This is a genomic window from Streptomyces sp. RKND-216, from assembly GCF_004795255.1.
GTDB classification, from domain to species: domain Bacteria; phylum Actinomycetota; class Actinomycetes; order Streptomycetales; family Streptomycetaceae; genus Streptomyces; species Streptomyces hazeniae.
This window is the reverse complement of record NZ_SSBQ01000002.1, coordinates 3,111,812-3,127,961: the sequence shown is the minus strand read 5'-3', so window position 1 is coordinate 3,127,961 and position 16,150 is coordinate 3,111,812. Positions and strand designations below refer to the sequence as shown.

Annotated in this window: 16 protein-coding genes; 8 read left to right on the top strand and 8 right to left on the bottom strand. The window is 71.0% G+C overall.

Annotated features, from left to right (window positions below; genetic code table 11):
* Window positions 1-170 precede the first annotated feature (170 nt).
* Window positions 171-713: an NUDIX hydrolase gene (locus E4198_RS13985; RefSeq protein ID WP_136183438.1), complete on the top strand. Its 543-nt coding sequence runs from the start codon at window positions 171-173 to the stop codon at window positions 711-713.
* On the opposite strand, the gene E4198_RS13980 is transcribed toward E4198_RS13985, so the two are convergent.
* On the bottom strand, window positions 710-2,029 hold the full coding sequence (locus tag E4198_RS13980; protein ID WP_168711431.1) for a helix-turn-helix transcriptional regulator: 1,320 nt from the start codon (window positions 2,027-2,029) through the stop codon (window positions 710-712). The two genes, E4198_RS13985 and E4198_RS13980, sit on opposite strands and share 4 nt — an antisense overlap.
* Window positions 2,030-2,189: 160 nt before the next feature.
* Here E4198_RS13980 and E4198_RS13975 point away from each other — a divergent pair, with 160 nt between their 5' ends.
* From E4198_RS13975 to E4198_RS13965, 3 genes are all read left to right on the top strand, one after another.
* Window positions 2,190-2,672 (top strand): ATP-binding protein, encoded by a 483-nt coding sequence (locus E4198_RS13975; RefSeq protein WP_247597679.1) that lies wholly within the window; start codon window positions 2,190-2,192, stop codon window positions 2,670-2,672.
* 281 nt (window positions 2,673-2,953) lie between these two features.
* Window positions 2,954-4,048 carry a radical SAM protein gene (locus tag E4198_RS13970; RefSeq protein ID WP_136183436.1) on the top strand — a complete coding sequence of 365 codons (1,095 nt, stop codon included), beginning with the start codon at window positions 2,954-2,956 and terminating at the stop codon, window positions 4,046-4,048.
* A 29-nt stretch (window positions 4,049-4,077) separates the two neighbouring features.
* Window positions 4,078-4,653 carry a class IV adenylate cyclase gene (locus E4198_RS13965; RefSeq protein ID WP_136183435.1) on the top strand — a complete coding sequence of 192 codons (576 nt, stop codon included), beginning with the start codon at window positions 4,078-4,080 and terminating at the stop codon, window positions 4,651-4,653.
* Window positions 4,654-4,887: 234 nt separating this feature from the next.
* On the opposite strand, the gene E4198_RS13960 is transcribed toward E4198_RS13965, so the two are convergent.
* The 3 genes from E4198_RS13960 to E4198_RS13950 form a co-directional block, all read right to left on the bottom strand.
* Window positions 4,888-5,826 (bottom strand): YDG/SRA domain-containing protein, encoded by a 939-nt coding sequence (locus E4198_RS13960; RefSeq protein WP_136183434.1) that lies wholly within the window; start codon window positions 5,824-5,826, stop codon window positions 4,888-4,890.
* A gap of 98 nt (window positions 5,827-5,924) precedes the next feature.
* Complete coding sequence (locus E4198_RS13955; protein ID WP_136183433.1) at window positions 5,925-6,347, bottom strand: (deoxy)nucleoside triphosphate pyrophosphohydrolase; 423 nt, start codon at window positions 6,345-6,347, stop codon at window positions 5,925-5,927.
* Window positions 6,344-6,985, bottom strand: a complete 642-nt coding sequence (locus E4198_RS13950) for a dienelactone hydrolase family protein (protein WP_281727984.1) — start codon at window positions 6,983-6,985, stop codon at window positions 6,344-6,346. Before E4198_RS13950 ends, E4198_RS13955 begins: the two co-directional genes overlap by 4 nt.
* Before the next feature lie 267 nt (window positions 6,986-7,252).
* On the opposite strand from E4198_RS13950, the gene E4198_RS13945 reads away from it, so the two are divergent.
* From E4198_RS13945 to E4198_RS25810, 3 genes are all read left to right on the top strand, one after another.
* Window positions 7,253-7,702: a lamin tail domain-containing protein gene (locus E4198_RS13945; RefSeq protein WP_136183431.1), complete on the top strand. Its 450-nt coding sequence runs from the start codon at window positions 7,253-7,255 to the stop codon at window positions 7,700-7,702.
* Between the two features lie 121 nt (window positions 7,703-7,823).
* Window positions 7,824-8,249 (top strand): DUF3592 domain-containing protein, encoded by a 426-nt coding sequence (locus tag E4198_RS13940; RefSeq protein WP_136183430.1) that lies wholly within the window; start codon window positions 7,824-7,826, stop codon window positions 8,247-8,249.
* A gap of 36 nt (window positions 8,250-8,285) precedes the next feature.
* A complete protein-coding gene (locus E4198_RS25810) occupies window positions 8,286-8,531 on the top strand; it encodes a sporulation protein (protein ID WP_136183429.1) in 246 nt (81 codons plus the stop codon).
* 42 nt (window positions 8,532-8,573) lie between these two features.
* On the opposite strand, the gene E4198_RS13930 is transcribed toward E4198_RS25810, so the two are convergent.
* Complete coding sequence (locus tag E4198_RS13930; RefSeq protein ID WP_247597678.1) at window positions 8,574-9,389, bottom strand: hypothetical protein; 816 nt, start codon at window positions 9,387-9,389, stop codon at window positions 8,574-8,576.
* Between the two features lie 134 nt (window positions 9,390-9,523).
* Between E4198_RS13930 and E4198_RS13925 the strand changes: the two genes are divergently transcribed.
* The gene (locus tag E4198_RS13925; RefSeq protein WP_168711429.1) at window positions 9,524-10,510 is read left to right on the top strand and encodes a PAS domain-containing protein; all 987 of its coding nucleotides are present in this window, start codon (window positions 9,524-9,526) and stop codon (window positions 10,508-10,510) included.
* Between the two features lie 41 nt (window positions 10,511-10,551).
* On the opposite strand, the gene E4198_RS13920 is transcribed toward E4198_RS13925, so the two are convergent.
* The 3 genes from E4198_RS13920 to E4198_RS13910 all read right to left on the bottom strand — a co-directional run bounded on the left by E4198_RS13920 (window position 10,552) and on the right by E4198_RS13910 (window position 15,724).
* A complete protein-coding gene (locus E4198_RS13920; protein WP_136183427.1) occupies window positions 10,552-11,973 on the bottom strand; it encodes an MFS transporter in 1,422 nt (473 codons plus the stop codon).
* A 212-nt stretch (window positions 11,974-12,185) separates the two neighbouring features.
* Entirely contained in the window at window positions 12,186-14,270 is a 2,085-nt protein-coding gene (locus E4198_RS13915; RefSeq protein ID WP_168711428.1) for a PEP/pyruvate-binding domain-containing protein, read from the bottom strand.
* Complete coding sequence (locus E4198_RS13910; protein ID WP_247597677.1) at window positions 14,267-15,724, bottom strand: ATP-grasp domain-containing protein; 1,458 nt, start codon at window positions 15,722-15,724, stop codon at window positions 14,267-14,269. Before E4198_RS13910 ends, E4198_RS13915 begins: the two co-directional genes overlap by 4 nt.
* Window positions 15,725-16,150 lie beyond the last annotated feature (426 nt).

Here is a 16,150-nt window from a genome sequence, read left to right as displayed (position 1 = left end):
CGGGAACTGGCGGCTTCACGCGCCCGCACATCTAGCCTGGACGCGCCAGAAGGGCCTGTTTCGGGCCAAGATTTCGTCAGGGCCTTCCCCAGGGAGGGCTTCCGCGGGACGGGGTTTTCGTCGGAGTGACATGCTGAGGGTGCACACAGGGCGAGAAGGGAAGTCGGCTCATGCAGTGGACCGTGCATGGTGAGCGCCAGATCTACAGCAATCCGTGGGTCAACCTGTGGCTGGTGGACGTGCAGCAGCCGGACGGACGGCGGTGGGAGCACCACGTGGTCAAGCTGCGGCACCTGGCGGTGGCGGCGGTGGTGGACGAGCAGAAGCGGGTTCTGATGATGTGGCGCCACCGCTTCATCACCGACACCTGGGGCTGGGAACTCCCCATGGGCTTGATCGAGGCGGACGAGACGCCGGAGCAGGCCGCTGCCCGCGAGGTCGAGGAGGAGACGGGCTGGCGCGTGGACGGTCTGAAGCCGCTGGTGTACGCGCAGCCCGCGAACGGGATCACGGACTCCGAGCACTACGTCTTCCGCGCCGACGGCGCCACCTACGCCGGTCCGCCCACGGAGCTGAACGAGACCGACCGGATCGAGTGGGTCCCGATCTCCAAGGTCCGGGGGATGATCGACCGCAGGGAGGTCGTCAGCAGCGGCAGCCTGGTCGGCCTGCTGTACCTGCTGCTGGATGAGGCGTCCGGCGTCATCGGTTAAGCGAGTACCTCGCGCATCTGCTGCTCGAAGGCGATCACCGGCGCCTCCCTCGCGTAGGGGGCCAGGTGCTGGTGGAACTCGCGGACGTGTCCGGCCACTCGCGGCGAGTCGAGCGAGGCGGCGAATTCGAGTGCGAGACCGGCGCTCGCACACGCTGCGTCCAGTTTGCCTTGCTGGAGCTGGGTGGTGGCCAGCCAGAAGGCGTGGAAGGCCCTGCCACGTTGCTGAGCGGCGGATTCGCGGCGTAGCCCCTCGGCGATGAGGGGTTCAGCCCGCGCGTATTCGCCGATGCGGGCGAGAGCGATGCCGGTGTCGACGATGAGCTTGCTCTCGTCGAAGTAGCGGACCCAGGAGGGGGCTTCGGCTTCGCGATTGCGGGAGAGTTCGAAGGCATCCCGGGAGCGGTCGATGGCCTGGTGGCATGCCAACGGGTCGCGGAGTGTGGCCTGCGCGAACGCCTCCCGCATGTGGAGCATCGACATCACCAGGGGATGCCCTCCGGTGGCACGTGCGGCGTCCTGGGCCTTGCAGGCCAGGGCGACGGCATCGACGGGGTTGCCGTCGTAAGTTGCCTGAAGGCTCATGCAGGACAGCACGTTAGCCATGAACAGGTGATCGTCTTGGCAGTGCGCCAGCCGCAGAGCCTGGGTGAAGTGGGTGCGTGCGGTGCTGTACTGGCGGGCGTCGAAATAGGCCCAGCCCGCGAGCCGTGCGAGTTCAGCCGCGAGCGACCGCAGGTCATGCAGGAGTCCGCCGTCAGCGCCCTTCATCAGCTGTGAGACGTAGCGCAGGTGGCCGACGACGGCAGGGCGCAGCGAGGCTCCGCCGTGCTCGTCGTCTCGGCGCCAGTAGTCCTGAACCGACGACCGCAGGGCCATGAGTGTGGAGCGGGTGACCTTGCCGTCCGCGAGCGTCAAAAGGTCGTCTATACCGGCTGACTCCACCGTCTTCTCTGCCGAACTCGGCTCGTCGACAGGCGTGTGCGCTGCACCGGCTCCCTGCGGGGCCGCAGCCGGGGCTGCGGGGACTTCCCAGGGACGGTGGGCCAGGCCGAGGAGGGCTCCCGGGATGCGCAGTCCGTCGGCGACGCGTTCGATCACATCGATGTGGGCCAGACCCCGTCGGCCGGCCATGATCTCTCCGACACGGCTGGGGGTCATGCCGCACAGCGCCGCGATGCGCGAGGGGTACACGCCGGCCCTGCGCTTGACCAGCTGAAAGACCCGCGAGAAGTCGCGCTCCCGGCAGACACGCTGGAACTCAGGGCTCGCCAGCACCTCGGGCGGGAGCCCTGTGAAGGGCTGTGGTGCGCGCACGTGCGCTCCTCGACCGTCTCGGGGCTGCGGACAAGGCAGTTGATGAGCCTTCGCCGATGTTACCCACGTTGGGTAATCACCGTGGCCTGATTCCGTGATGGTCTTCTGCGGTGCAGTGGTCTCCTTCGACCGCCCGCGACGAGGGGACGCGATGTACGCGATGGCCACTCACGACCCGGAAACCGCCCAGACGTGGCGCATGCAGTTCACCTCCACCGCCAGGTGCGTCTCGCTTGTGCGCACCCAGGTGGAGAAGACGCTCTGCGACTGGGGCTTCGCCCACAGCGCCGTCACCACAGCCGTACTGGTGGCGAGCGAACTCGCCGCGAACGCCGTGGTGCACGGTCACGTGCCCGGGCACCTCTTCGAAGTCCAGCTCACCGGATCAGCCGAGACGTGCCTGATCGAGGTGTCCGACCGCAGCCCTCGCCTTCCCCGGGCGCTTGCCGCGAGCGCTGACGACGAGCACGGCCGCGGCCTTCAGCTGGCCGCGGCTCTGGCTATGGAACTCGGCCACGGGCCGCGCGATCCGGTCGGCAAGACCGTGTGGGCCAGACTCCCCATGACCCCCGAGAACCCCGCAACACCGCAGTCACGCCAGCGCCCGGACAGGGCCGAAGCTGCAGAAGGGCCCATGCCGTGATCCGCGCCCTCGGGCGCTTCGCCGGCCTGCTGTTCATCCTCGGCACCAGCGCCTCCTGCGGCCTCGTCATCGGCCTCGCCATGGCCTCCCGCCCCACCCCGTAACCGGTCCGCCCCGGGCGCGTACCCGCACACCGCGGGTCGGCTCCCTGTGCCCGCTCGGGGCGAACCTCTCCCGGCCATCGACGAGCCGAGCCCAACGGCCGGCCCCAGCCCAACGCTGCGCCGCGCCCCTCGCTTGTTCGCTCGCGACCAGCAACCCCCTCCAAGGAGACACCGATCATGATCGCGCACCCCGCTTTACAGAACATCGGCGCCGACGTTCCCGTAGTCGTCACCACGGACCGCACACTCCGCGTCAAAATCATCGACTCCTGCGGAATGACCTGCACCTTCTGCCACAACGAGGGCACACCGGTCACCACGGACAACCGCGCCCGCAAGATCGGCGTCTTCACTCCCAGCGGTCCTTCCGGGCGCGTGTCGATTTACGCGGCCTCGAACGGCGCCCGTTTCCTCAGCGCACCGGTCTTCCCGGACCAAGCCTTCCAGGAGGCGTTGGCCCAGCTCCGTCACGCTCTCGGCTTCAACGAAGTCCACCTGACCGGAGGCGAACCCACCCTGCACCGCCAGCTACCGCAGATCATCGCCGTAGCCAAGGAGAGCGGCTACAAGGTCAACGTCACCTCCAACGGAGAGAACGGTCACCGCGTCCTCGACGCCTGCGCCCGAGCGGGACTCGACCACGTCAACTTCTCCGTCTTCGGCACGACCCCCGAAGAACTCGCCGCAGTCCAGCACGCCCGTTACCGCACGGCCGCCCTCGCCCAACGCAAGATCGACGCACTCGACCAGTCCATCCGCCGCGCCACCGAAGCCGGGATCGGTGCCCGCGCGAACGTCGTACTCCCCAACCTCAGCCACGTCCCCCGCGTCCACCGCCTGCTCGACAAGTACTCCGACAGCCTCTCCGTCCGGGTGCTGTCCTCCCTCGCCGACGGCGCAGACTCCCTCCACGCGATTGACCAGCTGCTGCATGATCTCGACGCCGAACTGGAGGAGGTGCGCCTCATCGCCGGAACCTCCGGCTTCCGCATGGCCTACCGCCTCCCCAGTGGCCGAGAGCTGATCGTCAAACACATCCGCCCGCTACGGTTGCCCGACACCTGCACCACCTGCCGCTTCAACAGCACGACCGACTGCGAAGAGGGCTATTACGGCGTACGCCTCTACCGCGACACCGCCGGCGACTTCCACGTCGGCGTCTGCATCCAGCGCATGGACCTCTGCCAGCCCGTCCAGGAGTTCATCACCGGCGGAGCGTGCAGCGAAGTCGCCAGACTACGCGCAAGCGACTTCCGCGACCTGACCGCCTAGAAGACCCACCCCAGGGAGCCGAACCAGCGATGCCCCAGAACGAGTACGAAGCCAAGTTCCTCAACATCGACGTCGACGCTGTTCGCGAACAGCTCCGGGCCGTCGGCGCGCAACGGACCTTCGAGAAGACCCTCTTCACCAGGCTCATCTTCGAGAACAACGCCGTCCAAGGCGAACAGTGGCTGCGCCTCCGTAACGAAGGCGGCAAGACGACCCTCACTCTTAAGCAGGTCAGCGACGCCTTCACCATCCACGGCACCACCGAGATCGAGATCGAAGTCAACTCCCTCGACACCACGACCGAACTCCTCAAAGCCCTCGGACTCCGCCAAGTCCGATACCAGCAGAACTACCGCGAAGAGTGGCAGCTCGGTCACATCACCTACGACCTCGACACCTGGCCCGACCTGCCCACCTTCCTCGAGATCGAAGGCCCGTCCGAGGACGCCGTACGCACGGCCGTCGTCGACCTCGGCTACGACTACAACGAGGCCCGCTACGGCAGCATTGACCTCATCTACAAAAGCGAGGCAGCCCGCGACATCCTCGCCGAACCGACCCTTCTGTTCGGAGACGGCAAAGCTGCGAGCCCGCAGCGCAGCTAGCCTCCGACGCAGCATGCGCCGTGCGTACCGGCGAAGCGAGGCAGCCGCAAGGCGTTTCGGCCAGTTGCGCTCCTGGGCGGTCGGCTATGGCAACCGTGATTCCGAACTCAAGGAGTTGGCGGATGGCGTCGTCAACGCGTCCGCTAACGCTCTGTCCTTCGCCGGTGGACAGAAGGGGCGTTCGGCAACCGTTACGGGAGGCGTGACATGGCGGCAGCCTCCAGACCGCCTCCCCTACAGAGGGTTCTCGAGAAACCTACCCTTCCAACGGTTGCGGTGCTGTCGCACGAAGCACAGCTGAATGTGATGCTCCCGAAGGCGTGCTAGATCGTTCACTATCTTGAGCTGGAGTCCGTCCAACACTTCGTATCTGTCTGTCAATTGCAAGGCGCCACGATCGAATCGAACGTGACAAGTAGGGCACAGACACAAGAGGTTCTCCATGATGTCTGGCCCATTGTGAGGCTTGCCTACTGCTTGGATATGAGCAGCCTCGCTGTACGCGGACCCTTGTGGCGAAACGACGACTCGTTCTTGACACATCTGGCAGGTGTTATTGTACATCTCCTTAACCTGTAGCGCAGCCTTCGTATCTCTTACCAGCCGCTGCTGAAGAAGATAGCGTCGCGCTTCGCGTTCGAGTGCCGTCTCACCGTCAACGCGAGGAGCGAGAGGCTTGGGGGAAGGCTGCTCCCCGACACCTAGCTTGACGAGGCGAAACTGGCAGACTTGAAATCCGTCTATCCCGGGGGTCATCCAGTGGTCTTCCACACTGTAGAGCCCGCGGTACTTGTAACCTTTGGTGGCCCGCTTGCGCTTTCCTCCGCTGATGCCCAACCCTTCGATAACCCGCACGGGCCTTCCGAGAACACCTGAGACGACCAGCCCAGCATTACCAGGTTCCTCCAAGGACTGGTCAGCGATTTGGTTTCCTGAATCGCGATCCCGTCCACCTCTGCCCGTATAGATGATCTCATCCCCTTTGTCGAGGTCATCTACATATCCGCCTGAAAGTACGATGGAGTCAACGCCGGACTCCTCCGTTCCTGAGATGCCTTGCCCGGAGAAGCGGTGCACATCGGCTGCATAGAGCTCAGCGTGGCTGCGGAAGATGTCTCCTTCCTGCACGCCAGGCGGGTCACCGAAGAGCGGGGGCTTGGCAGAGTTAGGCATGCCGCAAGCTTGACAAGCTGAGGTAGTGCCGCGCCATCAGTTTCCAGCCATGGGCCGGAGTTGATGGCTGAGGTGCGCGAACACCGCAAGAGCGGGCGTCACGGGCGCAGGCAGTCCGCGTGCTCGGTCAGCCAGTGGACGGCAGGGAGGTCCTGGGGGAGCCAGGGGAGGGTGAGGGATTCGGCGGGGGTGAGCCATCGGAGGGCGTCGTGGTCCTGGAGGGGCTGCGGGGTGCCGGAGGTGAGGCGGGCGAGCCAGATGTGGAGGATCAGGTCCTCGCGGACGGGCCAGGCGCCGGGGATGCGTGCGGTGACGGTGGCCTCGACGCCCAGTTCCTCGTGGAGTTCGCGGATCAGGGCGGCCTGTTCGGTCTCGCCGGGTTCGACCTTGCCCCCGGGGAACTCCCAGCGCCCGGCGACGGCGGCCGGGGATGTGCGGCGGGCTGCGAGGAAGCGGCCGTCGGAGCACAGGGCGGCGCCGACGACGACGCGGGGCTGGGTGGGAGCCGGTGCCGGGGTCATCGGGTCGAGCCCAGACCCGCGAGGAAGCGGGCGGCGCGCTGCCAGGTGAGGGCGGCTGCGGCGGGGTCGTAGCCGGCGGAGGCGGGGTCGGTGAAGAAGTGGGCGAGCCCCGGGTGCGTGTGGACGTCGGTGGCGGACGGTTCAGGGGCGGCGGTGGAGGCGGCGTGCTGCCAGGCGGCGAGGTCGGCGGGTGGCACGAACGGGTCGGGGTCGGCCACGTGGATCTGCACCGGCAGGTCGTCGCGGACGGTCTCCGGGCGGCCGGGCAGGGCGTGGAGGGCGAGCACGCCGGCTGTGTGGGGGCGGTGCGGCAGAAGGGTGCGGACGACGGACGCGCCCATGGAGACCCCGGCGAGGACCGCGTCGTCGGGCTGCGTCGCCGCGGCGGACAGGGCGCGTTCGACCAGGGTGTCGCGGCCAGCGGCACGGTTGAGGGCGAAGCCGTCGTCGAGGGTTTCGGCGGTCCGGCCGTCGTACAGGTCGGGCGTGGTGACGTCGTGACCGTCGGCGCGGAGGCGTTCTGCGGCCTGGAGTTCGACGGGGCGCAACCCGAGGACGGAGTGGAAGAGGAGGACGGTGGCCATACGCCCAGTGTCCCGGGGGCGAGCGGGGGACGTGCGGCCGGGCGGGTGAAACACCGGGCCCCGGGGAACCGGGGCGGGGGGTGCGCGCGACCTGAGGGGTGTCCGGCTCCGGGAGTGCCCGCCTGCACTCCGGGAGTCGGGCGAGGGGCCGGGTCCGCGGGCGTCTTCCTGCCCGAGTGCGCCGCGGGCTCGGCCCTCTGCGGCGTTACGACGGTTCTGTCGCTGTTCGGTAACAGGGCCTCCAATCGGATGAGTTGACCATATTCTGTGACTCTGCCGAGCCCTGTGGGGTGCCCGGCCCGAGAATCACCGAGGACGCTCATGCGCCGATTCCGTACCGTCGCAGCCGGTGTGGCCGCTCTGGCGGCCGCCGCGACACTCGCCCCCTCCCAGGCCCACGCGGCCGGGAACGTGTACATCTACAAGATCCACTACGACAGCCCCGGCAGCGACCGGGGCGGCAATTCGAGCCTCAACGCGGAGTACGTGCAGATCAAGAACACCACCGGTGCGAAGTTCCAGATGCAGGGCTACACGGTCCGGGACACGGCCGGGCACACGTACACCTTCCCCTCCTACCGCATCAGCCCCGGGAAGACGGTCAAGGTGCACACGGGGAAGGGCACGAAGTCGCCGGGGCATCTGTACATGGGACGCGGTTGGTACGTGTGGAACAACGACAAGGACACGGCCACGCTCCGCAAGCCGGGCGGTTCGTTCCGCGACTCCTGCGCGTACAACTCGACGCGCGTCGACTACAAGATGTGCTGATCCACTGATCAAGTGATCCACTGAGCTGCTGAGAGATCTGTCGGCCGTCCCGGCCTCGCTGTGCACCGGGGCGGTTGGCGGCCGAGTGGGCCCGAGGGCCCGGACGGGGGTCTGAGGGCCGATGGCCGCGCTGTTCGTACTGTTCGTGCCCGCCCTGCTGGTGGGGCTGCCGCTCTTCGTCTGGGGGTGGGTGATGTACGACCGGCTCGGACGGCTGGAGCGGTCGGGCGTGCCCGTGCAGGGGCAGGTGGTCGACGTGCGGTACCGCCGGACCGACGACGGCCACCGCATCACCCACATCGTGCTGTGGCACACGGCGGAGGGGCAGCCGCGGCACCGGGCCGTACGGTTCCCCACGGCGGCGCTGCGCTGGCTGCACGTCGGTTCGCCGGTGACGGTGCGGTACGACCCGCGGCACCCGTCGCGGGCCCTGGTGGACGGTGCGCCGACGCCGAAGGGCACGGCCGTGACGCTGATGGTGTTCGGCGGAATCGTGCTGGCGGTCGCGTTGCTGCTGCTGACGTCCGCGGTCGTCGCGGCGATGTGAGCCCGGCGGGACGGGAGTTCGCCGGCGCCGGAAGACCTGGTTCCGCCCGGCGGGGGCACCGGGCGTGCGCAAGGTGCCGGGGGTAGGGACCCATACGAGGGGGAGGCGCCCCGCATAGCATTCCGCAAGTTCCTGAGCGCGCTCGGTGTGAACGCGCCGGAGGTCAGGACCGTGCTCGACCGGGACGCGTACCGGTCCGGGGAGCGGGTGAACGCGACGGTCACGCTGCGCGGTGGCGGGGCGGACATCGACGCGTACAGCAGGAGCCTGTGCCAGCGCTGAGCCCTGCGGACCGGGCCGGCGACAGGCGTCACGCGGCAGGCGTCAAGCGGGGGCCCGGTGCCCGGCGGCGAGGAGGGGCGGCCCGCCCGGCCCTGACGGGTGGGCGGTGACCGCGAGGGGCACATCGGCGAGGCAGTCGGGTGCACCGCACTCGCAGGCGAAGTCCACGACGGCGGCCGCCGGGTCGCCCGTGGACCAGGGGCGGGCGAAGAACGCCAGGTGCTGGTCGACGACGGCGCGGTTGGCGTCGCGGAGGAGCGCGCGCCGTTCGGCCGCGGTGGTGGCAGCGGGGCAGGCGGCGAGGGCGTCGGCGAAGATCTCCTCGACCGCCGCCACGGCCTGCGCCACCGTGGTCTTCTCGTGGATGCGGAGGACTGTGGCTCCGTGGGCGTTCGCGTCGGCCTCGATCTTGTCCGCGAGCAGCTCGTACAGGCGGAGGGTCCCGGCCGGGTGCGGCCCGCGCCGGGAGAGGCGCCGGCGCTGCAGGCCGGGTGCGGGCAGCAGCCACACGGAGGGTTCGTCCCGCCCGACGACCGCCGGGACGACGGGGGTGCCCTCGACGACGGTGGCAGGGCGGTCGGGCAGGGCGCGGACGTCGTCAGCGATCATCGGGCCGCGTTCGCGGTGGAGCGACATGGCGAGGAGCGCGTCGTCGGGTGCCGACCAGCGCTGCTCCGGGGAGAGTTGCTCGAAGCGGACGGCCTCGGGGTGCCGGGCGGCGAGCGCCCGGTCGCGGTGCTCCCAGGTACGCGTGTCCGCCTGGTACCAGCGCAGTCCGCGGCGCCGGGTGATCAGCCGGGCGACGGTGCTCTTCCCGGCCCCGGGCGGCCCGCCGATCCACAGCGGGGGCGAGCTCACGGGCGCCTCCTCAGGGGCTGCGGGCTGTTCCGGTGCGAGCGGCTCACGATACGGGCGCGGCGGGGGTGGTGACCGCGGGGGCCGAGTGGTCCAGCATGAGGGCTCGACGTGGTGATGGGGGTACGGGTGTGGCGGTGGGGGAAGAGGCAGCGGAGTGGTTCGAGGCGCTGGCCGCGTACTCCCCGGCCGCTGCCTTCGTGCGGGACGACCGCGGCCGCTACCTGTGGGTGAACGCCGCCTACGCGCACCTGTACGGGCGGGCGCCCGAGGCCGTGGTCGGGCGGACGGTCGAGGACGTCGACCCGCCCGAGGACGCGGCAACCGCACGCGAACTCGACCGCGAGGTGCTGACGTCGGGACGGCCGGTGCGGCACGTGATCCACTTCCTGCACGCGGGCGGCGCCCCCGGCCAGGCGGTCGGGCACCGGTTCGCGCTGAACGGGCTGCGCGGCCAGGCCTGCCGCGTCGGCGGCATCTACGTGGACGTGACCGACCACCACCGGGCCCTGGAGGAGATGGCGGCGGCCGGGGAGGAACTGCACGCGCTGCGGGAGCGTTCCGGGCTGGCGGTGGTGACGCTGGGGCTCGACGGGCGGGTGCGGCGGGTGAACGCGGCAGCGGCGGCGCTGCTGGGGCTGCCGCGTGGCGTCGTGGAGGGCGACCGCGTGGCCGAGCACGTCGAGGACGCGTCCGGCGCGTTGCCGGGCGGCGCGTGGCGGGCGTTGACGGAGGGGCGGCTCGCACGGTGCGGCGGCGTCCTGGTGCTGCGTACGGCCGGGGGCGGGCGGCCCGTACGGGCGGACCTGTCGCTGGTCCGGCGGGCCGGGGAGCCGGCCGCGGTGGTGGCCGTACTGGCGCCGGTGGGGGCGGAGTTCGCCGGGCGGCCACGGGTGAGCCCGGTGCAGCTGCGGGTGCTGGTGATGCTGGCCGCCGGGGAACCGAACACGGCGATCGCGGCGGCACTCGGGCTGTCCCGGCAGGCGCTGGACTACCACTTGCGGCGGCTGCGCAGCCTGCTGGACGCGCCGTCGCGGCCCGCGCTGGTGGCCCGCGCCTACTGCGCGGGCCTGCTGGACGCGACGGCCTGGCCGCCACGTCCCAGCGTCGTCCGGTACGCCTGACGGCGGCGGCCGTTTCGCGGGCCGGGCGCGGACGGGACGTTCTACTTCCGGCGGTCGGCCGGAGCATGCGGAGTGGAGTCGCCTGCGTCGGGGGCGCGCGGGGCGGCGTCGCGCGGAGCGGCGTCGCGCAGAGCGGCGTCGCGCGGGGCGGGGAGAGAAGCCCTTCCGGCGAGGCCGGGGGCTCCACGGCGGCGGAGGCGGCGCAGGACCAGGGCGACGGCGGCCAGCAGCACGCACGTGCCCAGAGCGGAGTGCACCAGCAGCGCGTCGAGGCGGTCGGCGGCGAGGTAGGCGCCCACCGCGACGGCGGCCAGCGCGCACACGCCTCGGTCCAGCATCGACTCCAGGGACAGCAGCGTCGCGCGGTGCCGGGAGTCGGGGATCGCGGAGTTGACCAGGTTGCGCTGGATGGGGAAGGCGAGGCCGGTCACGGCGGCGAACAGGCAGAGCCAGACGACGGTTCCGGCTCCCCCTGCCGTGGTGGTCGCGGCGAGGGTGAAGGCCAGGACCAGGCTCAGGACGGTGACGGAGGTGGTGTCGGCGAGTCGGCGCCGGAGCCACTCGGGGCGGGCGGAGGCGACCGCTTCGGCGATGGTCATGGCGGACAGGATCGCGCCGTGCTGGGTGAGCGGGACGTCCTTGTCGATCAGCAGCGGCTGGAACAGGTTGACCTGGCAGATGCGGGCGAGGGTGAAGAGGGCGACGCCCTGGAGCATGAGCGGGCCGAGTGCGGAGGAGCGGCGGAAGACGGCGAGGGCGCCGAACAGTGAGGTCAGCAGTCCGGTGCCCTTCCCGTCGCCGTCGCCGTCGGCGGGTCCGGTCGCCACGGCAGAGGCGGGAGCCGTGCGCGGAGATGTGGGCGCGGCGAGGCGTGGCAGGGCGACCGCGCACGCCAGCGCGCCGAGCGCGCACACGGCCGTGAGCACGTACGGCAGTTCCTGGCGCATCTGCATCAGCACGCCGACCAGCGGCCAGCAGCCGATCTTCGCCCACAGGCCGATGGAACGGGCGGTGCCCTCGGCCTGCACGTAGTGCTCGCCGGCGCCGCGGGCGTGCAGCGACTCGTACAGGTAGGCGCTCGCGGCGCCCGAGACGAGGGATCGCGCGGTGGCGATGGTGAGGAAGTGCAGCAGGAAGCCGGTCACGGACGGGGACGCGACGGGGATCAGGTTCGCGGCCACCATCACGGCCGCGCCGAGCTGGAGGGCACGCCGGTGCCCGATCCGGTCGGCGAGGAAGCCGGTGGGTATCTCCAGGACGCAGAAGGACACGTAGTACGCGCCCTGGATGGCGAAGATCTGGGCGTCGGAAAGGCCGGCGTCGCGCTGGTACTGGTAGAAGACCGGCATCCACCACAGGAGGTTGAAGAGCAGCTGGAAGCCGTTGTTGAGCCGGATCAGGCGCTTCGCCTGCGCCGGCGGCGCGGACTTCCAGGTGAAGCGGGGCTTGCTGGTGCGGGGCATGGGGGTACGGACCTGGCCTCGGGTTCGGTGGTGTGGTGGTGCGTGCGCGGGGGCGTCGGGCGTCGGGCGTCGGGAGACCGGCGCCACCCCGCCGCTCCCGCACGGGACCGGCCGGGCGCGGCCCGGCCCGGCGGTGCACGCCGTCAGGCGTCCCCCCCGCCGAACCGGGCGACGCGCTCCGTCCCGGGGGACCGTCGCCCCGGCGGGCCGGACTACGCGTTGTAGGGACGGAGTTGCAGGACGTGCAGCCGTCCCTCCGCCGTGAGGAGCCACTCGACGTCCAGCGGTGCCGCGAAGGTGTAGTCCGTCGCGAAGTGGGACTGGAGCAGGCGTCCCGCGAGCGCGAGCCGGGCCAGCCGTTCGCGGGTCTCCACGTCCAGGTCGGTGTCCGCCGCGCCCAGCGACAGCGTGCGGCCGCCGCCCTCGACCGTGTTGTAGAGGTACTGCATGGGCAGCGTCGACCCGTCCACCACCGCGGCCGTGGAGCCGTGGGCGCAGTTGAGGTAGACGTTGCGGAAGTCGGCGCGGTTGGTCGGGTTGCAGGTGACCATCACGCCGCCGAGCGGCGACGGCTCGTAGCGCTGCACGATGACGCCCATGTAGGTGTCGTCCAGCGAGATGCCGGCCTCGTGCCGCAGGCGCACGCTGCGCGGGGAGAGCAGTGAGGCCCACACCTGGCGGATCGCGTCCAGGGCGCCCGGCAGGTCGGTGACCTGGGTGTGCGACTCGTAGATACCGGCGGCGGAGAAGCCGGGCAGGTCTTCGGCGTTGGACGAGGACCGCACCGCGAAGCGCTGGGCTCCGGCCAGGTGGCGTACGAGGTGGGCGTCGAGCGTGCGGGCCATGTCGTCGGGGACGGGCGTGGTGCGCACCAGGTGCTGCAGCTGCACGCAGACGGCGTCCACGGCGTCCATGGCACCCAGTTCGAGGGCCATCTTCAGCTTGCCGATGCTCTGCTGGATGGCGGGCGAGGAGTCCAGGAAGCGCTGCTGCAGCGAGAACGGCACCGCGACGCCCTCGGGCGCCTTGACGTGGCGGGCGAGGAAGCCGTCCGCGGCTTCGGCGAGTTCCTCGCCCTGGCCGCTCGCGCCGAGCCGGGTGGCGAGGTGGCCGAGGAGGTCGGCGCGGGGCGGGCGCGGCACCGCGTAGTAGCCGGTGAGGCGTGCGGAGCCGTTCCGCAGTACGTGGTGCAGTTCGCCGAGGTTGGCGGCCTTGGTGCCGTACGCGTGCCGGTCGCCGGTCCGCAGCGCGGCCAGCGGCACGATCGGCAGGTCGTCGCGGCTGGGCGCGTCGATGCGGATGCGCTGGGTGTGCCAGGCGGGTTCGGTGAGGTCGGCGGGCTCCTCGGTGCGTTCCAGGCGGGCGCCCTCGGTGGTGACCTCGTAGGAGACCCAGGCGCCGTCGAGCTTCTCGTCGTCGATGCGGTCCAGGGCGTCGCGCACGATGGCGTTGGGCACGCCCCAGCCCGCGGCGAGCATGTTGGTGTGCGAGAGCGGCGTGGTGGGCTGCGCGTTGAGGAGGCCGGCGATGCGCGGGATGTCGTCGGGGACGACGGGCATGGCCACGATGTCGTACCAGGCGAGGCCGGCGCGGGCGGCCCGGTAGTCGTCCTCGTCGGCGAAGCGGCGCAGCCGCCCGGTCGCGGTGCCGAGGGTGAGCGGCACGAAGGGCGCGGCGGAGAACAGCTCGTGGCCCTGCGCACGCGGCAGGTCCGTCTCGGGGACGGCGGCGACGGCGTTCTCCTGGCCGTGGTTGGCGGGTTTAACGGCCAGGGCGAGCGCTTCGTCGAGGTGCGCGCGGACCTCGGTGTAGAACTCGGTGAGCAGGGCGGCTCCCATGGTGTCGGCCTCGGTGGTCTCCAGGACCATGAACGGCTGCGCGGCCCGGTCTTGCGGGACGGCGTCGCCGCCGGTGTGCAGGGACAGCACGCCGAGCAGGAAGCGCCGTTCGGGGTCGTGGTAGACGGAGTGGTTGAACCCGTCGAGGTCGGCGTCGAGTTCGTCCAGGGTCATGCCCAGGACTTCGGTGGCGATGTAGTTGACGTGGAAGGAGTGGACGGAGCTGTCGAGGACGTGCCAGACGCCCTCGTGCCGGTCCACGACGACCTTCACGTACGGGTGGCCACCGAGTACGCCGCACAGCTGCTCGAACAGCGGGAGCGTGAGCAGGCCGCCGAGGACGGCGCCGTGCCGGTGCTCGCCGGACGGACCGCCGCCCTGGGCGGGGACGGCCGCCGGGCCTGCGTTGTCGGGGGTCGCCGCCGTGCCGGTGCTGGTCCGGGTGCTCGGGGTGCTCATACGTCGGCCTCCGCGTCGTCGGTACGGTCCGTGCGGTCCGTCGTGCCCTGCCCCGGGAGCGCCTCGTCCTCACCCGTGCGGGCGGCGGCGTCGGCCAGGGCGCGGGGCAGGGCGGCGATCACGTGCTCGCAGTCGGCGAGCAGCGCCTGCTCGGAATCTGCGGTCAGGAAGCACAGAGCGGCCATCGCGTTGGCGCCGCCGGCCTCGGTGTACGCGGGCATCGGTGTGCCGTCGGGCAGGGCGGCCTCCCGCACCAGTTCGATGCGGGTGCCTTCGCTGAGCAGTTCGTGCCAGTCGACGGCGGCGAAGTTCCACGGCGGGAGGTCCTGCCACGGCCGGCCCTCCGGGTCGGCGGCCAGCACCACCAGGGAGCCGGCGGCGCCCGGCCCTTCGCCGGTGCCCCCGGTCAGCATCCGCTCCGGGTAGTTCACGGGCTCGCCGAGGAGTTGGCGGACCAGCATGCCCAGCATGTCCAGTCCGTGTACCGCCTCGACCTGGCGGGTGGTCATCACGCCGCCGAAGCGGGCGGCGGTCTCGATGACCCACATCTCACCGTCGGCGCCGAGCTTGATCTCGGTGTGGGTGGCGCAGGTGTCGAGGTTGAGGGCGTCGACGGCGGCCCGCGACACCTCCTCGATGCGGCGCTGAGCCGCCGGTGGCAGCGCCACCGGGGCGATCCCGGCGCGTTCGGTGAACGGCGGGATGGTCGGCATCCGGCCGGTGAGGCACAGCGGGTGGTAGACGCCGTCGGCGACGATGCCCTCGACGGACACGTAGTCGCCCCAGGCGTGCTTGCTGTCGGTGCCGAACCAGGCGTCGGCGCGGCCGGTGACGATCTCCTCCAGGAGGAAGTCGCTCACGCCGTCGCGGGCGGAGTGGAGTTCGGCGTACCCCTCGGTCGCGGACGCGGCCATGACATCGCGGCCGAGCTGCCAGGCGCGTTCGGCCTGCGTGCGGTCCTCGACCCGCACGTGGGCGGTGGAGCCCGCGCTCCAGGCGGCTTTGAGCAGCAGCGGCGGGCGCAGCCGGTCGAAGGCCGCGTCGATGTCGGCGGCTTCGCGGACCGGCTGGAAGCCGGGCACCGGGACGCCGGCCTGGTGCCAGCGGTGGCGCATCAGTCGCTTGTCGCGGGCGGCTTCGACGTTCCCGCCCGCACCGGCCAGGCCGAGGCGGCGGCAGGCGTGCGCGACGGCCACCACGGCGTACTCGGAGAGCGTCGTCACGGCGCCGGCCCCCACCAGCTCCGCGTGCTCGCAGATCAGCTCGACCAGTCCGTCCCCCTCGCGCGGCGCCTCCTCGGTGATCGAGGCGCAACTCGGCCGCCACGTCGGGGCGGTGACCTCGGGCAGCGGCGCGAGCGCCAGCACGTGCACCTCGGCGTGGGCGGCGATCCTCGGTATCGCGTACTCCAGCGGCGGGCCGCCCTTGGCGTAGACGAACAGGATGGGGGTCACGACTCTCCTCGGTCGATGGCGGGGGCTGGGCCTGTCCGGCCCGGAGGTCGGCACGGCTGCCGGTCGCGGGGGCCCGCCGTGGTCGGCGGCGGAGCCCGGGGCGCGTCCGCGACCGGAGCGTGCACAGAACCGTGAGCTACCACATCACATCGGAGAGTGATCGACGCACACAAGTGCGGTCCTCCGGTTAGGCGTTCGCCAAAGAGGCTGCCTCGGCGGACCGGTTTGGTCGAACGTCGAACGTCCCTCGCGTCCCCGGCGCCCTGCCAGCCCCACCCACCCCACACGTCTCGTGCCTGACGTCACAGATGCCGGTGATCCACGCGTCGGCGTAGCGGCGGACGGCCTCCCCGGACGGGCCGAGCCGCAGCGAACGGTGCGCCAACGGCCGCGGGTGCAGGCCGCGTCCGGGAACCCTCCCCCATA

What these genes read in the sequence shown, in the direction of transcription:
- E4198_RS13985 (WP_136183438.1), top strand. Translation starts at nt 171, where the DNA reads ATGCAGTGGACCGTGCATGGTGAGCGCCAGATCTACAGCAATCCGTGG.
- E4198_RS13975 (WP_247597679.1), top strand. Translation starts at nt 2,190, where the DNA reads ATGGCCACTCACGACCCGGAAACCGCCCAGACGTGGCGCATGCAGTTC.
- E4198_RS13970 (WP_136183436.1), top strand. Translation starts at nt 2,954, where the DNA reads ATGATCGCGCACCCCGCTTTACAGAACATCGGCGCCGACGTTCCCGTA.
- E4198_RS13965 (WP_136183435.1), top strand. Translation starts at nt 4,078, where the DNA reads ATGCCCCAGAACGAGTACGAAGCCAAGTTCCTCAACATCGACGTCGAC.
- E4198_RS13960 (WP_136183434.1), bottom strand. Translation starts at nt 5,826, where the DNA reads ATGCCTAACTCTGCCAAGCCCCCGCTCTTCGGTGACCCGCCTGGCGTG.
- E4198_RS13955 (WP_136183433.1), bottom strand. Translation starts at nt 6,347, where the DNA reads ATGACCCCGGCACCGGCTCCCACCCAGCCCCGCGTCGTCGTCGGCGCC.
- E4198_RS13945 (WP_136183431.1), top strand. Translation starts at nt 7,253, where the DNA reads ATGCGCCGATTCCGTACCGTCGCAGCCGGTGTGGCCGCTCTGGCGGCC.
- E4198_RS13940 (WP_136183430.1), top strand. Translation starts at nt 7,824, where the DNA reads ATGGCCGCGCTGTTCGTACTGTTCGTGCCCGCCCTGCTGGTGGGGCTG.
- E4198_RS13920 (WP_136183427.1), bottom strand. Translation starts at nt 11,973, where the DNA reads ATGCCCCGCACCAGCAAGCCCCGCTTCACCTGGAAGTCCGCGCCGCCG.
- E4198_RS13915 (WP_168711428.1), bottom strand. Translation starts at nt 14,270, where the DNA reads ATGAGCACCCCGAGCACCCGGACCAGCACCGGCACGGCGGCGACCCCC.